Raw genomic sequence first — 3,036 nt, forward strand, 5'->3', positions numbered from 1 at the left:
TACGCCGGTGTGCTGCTCGCCCTCGCCGTGGTCGGCGCCGGCGCATTGGCGCTGCGCGAGGCCGCAGTCGGCATCGGCTGGCTCGGCGGATCGCCATGGCTGCCGGCAGCCGCCGAGTGGCTGGGTGAACCCAAACCGGTCGGGTTCGTCGCCGCCGCCGGTGTGCTCGCCGCCCTCGTCGGGATGGCCTGCCTGGTCGCCGCAGTCAGACCGCGCAGGCGACGGTGTCTGAGGATCGCCGCCGCCACCGCTGTGTTCGTCGACTACGCCGATCTGGCCCGAATCGTGTCGACCGCGGCCGAGTCGGTGCCAGGTGTCCTCGACGCGCGCAGCTCGGTCGGCAGGCGTTCGGTGTCCGTGCGGTGCGCCGTCGCCGGGCCGTCCGCCGACCAGATCCGCCGCGACCGGGTGGTCGAGGCGGTGTCCGCCGAACTCGCCGGGTTGGCCAGGCAGCCGCGCATCAGGGTGAGAACCGAGGAGAAGCGCCGATGAGAAGGAGTGACCTGCTGGACCGCATGGTCCTCGGGGCCGTGGGCGCCGTGCTCGTGGCCGTCGCGGTACTGACTTTGCGGTGGACGCAGGCGCCGGACTTCTCTGGCGAGCTGCTGACATCACCGATTTCTGCTGCAGCACAGCATGATTGGTGGAAGTTTGCCTGCGCCGCCGCAGGCGTGGTGCTGGTCGTGCTCGGCGTGCGATGGCTTGCCGCCCACCGTGGCCCTGCCAAGGCCGGCAGGGTCGCGCTTCCGGGAGACGATGAGGCGGCGCTGTCGGCCGAGGTGGCGTCGGTCGCAGAGGTCGCCGCGAGCGTGCTCGGCGACATGCCCGGTGTACAGGGGGCCAAGGCACGCGCGGTCGTCGAGAACGGGCTGCCCACCATCACGCTCACCGCGACGGTCGCGGCGCGGTGCGGTCTCGCGGCCGGAGTGGGCGCCGCCGACGAGGTGGTGCGCACCGTCGGGCTGATGCTCGGCGACACCGTGGCGGTGCGCACGCTGATCCGTGTCGACACCAAGCGGCGCCACCCGCCCGTGCGGTGAAACGTGTTGCAGCACACAGCGATCTGCCGTTCGGTTTGCGAACCGGCGCACGTCTCAACACATGTACGGCACAGCAGTCGAGAGAAAGGATCATGCCATGTCGGATGCGAAGAAGGGCGCCGAGGGCGTCGTCGAGGGAATCAAGGGCAAGGCCAAGGAAGCGATCGGCACCGTGACCGGGCGTGACGACCTCGTCCGCGAGGGCAAGGCCCAGCAGGACAAGGCCGAGGCCCAGCGTGAGGTGGCCGCCAAGGAAGCCGAGGCGGATAAGGCCCGTGCCGAGGCCAAGGTGCAGGAGGCCCGCCAGCAGGCCGAGCAGTAGGCCGCAGTCGCCCGCCGCGGCGGTGCCGGTGCACCGGTGCCGCCGCGCCCGGCTGCGCTACGTGCCGGTGTAGGTGTCCGGGTCCGGACGGAAACGGGTGCCCTCGTCGAGCCCGTCGAGCGTCGCCATCTCGTCGCCGGTGAGCTCGAAGTCGAAGACGTCGAGGTTCGCGGCGATGCGTTCCGGGTCCGAGGAGCGGGGGATCACCACGTTGCCCAACTGGATGCTCCAGCGGATCAGCACCTGTGCGGCCGACTTCCCGTGGGCCTGCGCGACGGCGGTGACCGCCGGGTTCTCCAGCAGCCTGCCCACGCCCAGCGGGCCGTAGGCCTCGGTGACGATCTCGTAGCCGGCGTTGACCGCCCGCAGTTCGGCCTGGTTGAGCAGCGGATGCAGCTCGATCTGATTGATCGCGGGAGTGAAGAACGACAGGTCGATGATGTTGGACAGATGCTCGGCGTGGAAGTTGGAGACACCGATCGAGCGGGTCACCCCATCTTCCTTGAGCTTCATCAGCCCGCCCCAGCTGTCGACGTACTTGCCGTGGTCACCGGCGGGCCAGTGGATCAGGTACAGGTCGACGTAGTCCAGTCCGAGCCGCTCCAGGCTCGCCCGGCCCGCGTCCTGAGAGGACTTGAAGCCCAGGTCGCCGGTGGCCAGCTTGGTGGTGACGAACACCTCGTCGCGCGGAATGCCCGACGACTTCACCGCCCGGCCCACCGCGGCCTCGTTGCCGTACGCCGCCGCCGTGTCGATCAACCGGTACCCGGCCTCCAGCGCCGCCGACACCGCGCGCTCGGTCTCGGCATTGGAGAGCTCTCCCACCCCCAGTCCGAGGACGGGAATCGAGTGTCCGTCGTTGAGCGTGACGGTGGGAACCGCTGGCGCCGTTGTCATGTCACCTACCCTGTGGTTTGAAGGTCCGGAGATCGGTTCACCGACTTGCGGATGACGATATTACGAGTTCGGAACGCGGCCTAATCAGCACCCGGGCCGGGGGTGGGTGTTCCGGCGGCAGCGGGTACATGACACTGACAACGAACGAGGGATACCCATGACATCGAGTGACGCTCTGCACGCACCGCGGGTCGGGCCCGAGGAGTCCGGACCGGGGCCGGCGCCGCGGGGGCGCAGCACCGTGCGCGACGCGGTGGTCAACGCGGTCACGGCCGCCTCGTTCCGGGTCATCCCGCGGCTGCCCGATGTGGTCAAGCGGGTGGTGCTCGGTGGCCGATCGGTCACTGTCGACGGCAACACGCTCGACACCACGCTGCAGCTGATGCTGACAGGGGAGCGGGTCGCCGGGATCGGCGGCCTGGTGGCCAGCGAGGACGTGGCCGTCGCCCGCACCCAGCTGCGGACGGTGGCCGCGATGTTCCCGTGCGGCATCGCCGCCGACGTCAGCGACATCGAGATCCCCGGGCCTGCGGGGCCGATCCCCGCCCGCCATTACCGGCCGGCGCAGGCCGTCTCCGGTCCGGCGCCGCTGCTGGTCTTCTTCCACGGCGGCGGGTTCGTCATCGGCGACCTGGAGACTCACGACGACCTCTGCCGGCGGATCAGCCGCGACGGCCGCATGCACGTGCTGTCGGTCGACTACCGGCTCGCGCCCGAGCACAAGGCGCCCGCGGCCGTCGACGACGCCGACGCCGCCTACCGCTGGGCCGCCGACCA

Annotated in this window: 5 protein-coding genes; 4 read left to right on the forward strand and 1 reads right to left on the reverse strand. The window is 70.5% G+C overall.

Going from position 1 to position 3,036, the window contains the following annotated elements:
- From Q2100_RS30590 to mbp1, 3 genes are all read left to right on the forward strand, one after another.
- Positions 1-492 (forward strand): DUF6286 domain-containing protein (locus tag Q2100_RS30590; RefSeq protein ID WP_302917035.1); only part of this gene is annotated, 492 nt, incomplete at its 5' end.
- On the forward strand, positions 489-1,040 hold the full coding sequence (locus Q2100_RS30595) for a hypothetical protein (RefSeq protein WP_302917036.1): 552 nt from the start codon (positions 489-491) through the stop codon (positions 1,038-1,040). The genes Q2100_RS30590 and Q2100_RS30595, both read left to right, overlap by 4 nt.
- A gap of 97 nt (positions 1,041-1,137) precedes the next feature.
- Positions 1,138-1,362 (forward strand): microaggregate-binding protein 1, encoded by a 225-nt coding sequence (mbp1, locus tag Q2100_RS30600; protein WP_302917037.1) that lies wholly within the window; start codon positions 1,138-1,140, stop codon positions 1,360-1,362.
- 57 nt (positions 1,363-1,419) lie between these two features.
- Here the strand turns inward: mbp1 and Q2100_RS30605 are convergent, their stop codons facing one another.
- On the reverse strand, positions 1,420-2,259 hold the full coding sequence (locus Q2100_RS30605; protein WP_302917038.1) for an aldo/keto reductase: 840 nt from the start codon (positions 2,257-2,259) through the stop codon (positions 1,420-1,422).
- A 157-nt stretch (positions 2,260-2,416) separates the two neighbouring features.
- Between Q2100_RS30605 and Q2100_RS30610 the strand changes: the two genes are divergently transcribed.
- Positions 2,417-3,036, forward strand: a 620-nt coding sequence (locus Q2100_RS30610) for an alpha/beta hydrolase fold domain-containing protein (RefSeq protein WP_302917039.1), incomplete at its 3' end; no start/stop codon positions are given.

This window comes from Mycolicibacterium arseniciresistens (assembly GCF_030519285.1).
In the GTDB taxonomy this organism is placed as follows: Bacteria; Actinomycetota; Actinomycetes; order Mycobacteriales; family Mycobacteriaceae; genus Mycobacterium; species Mycobacterium arseniciresistens.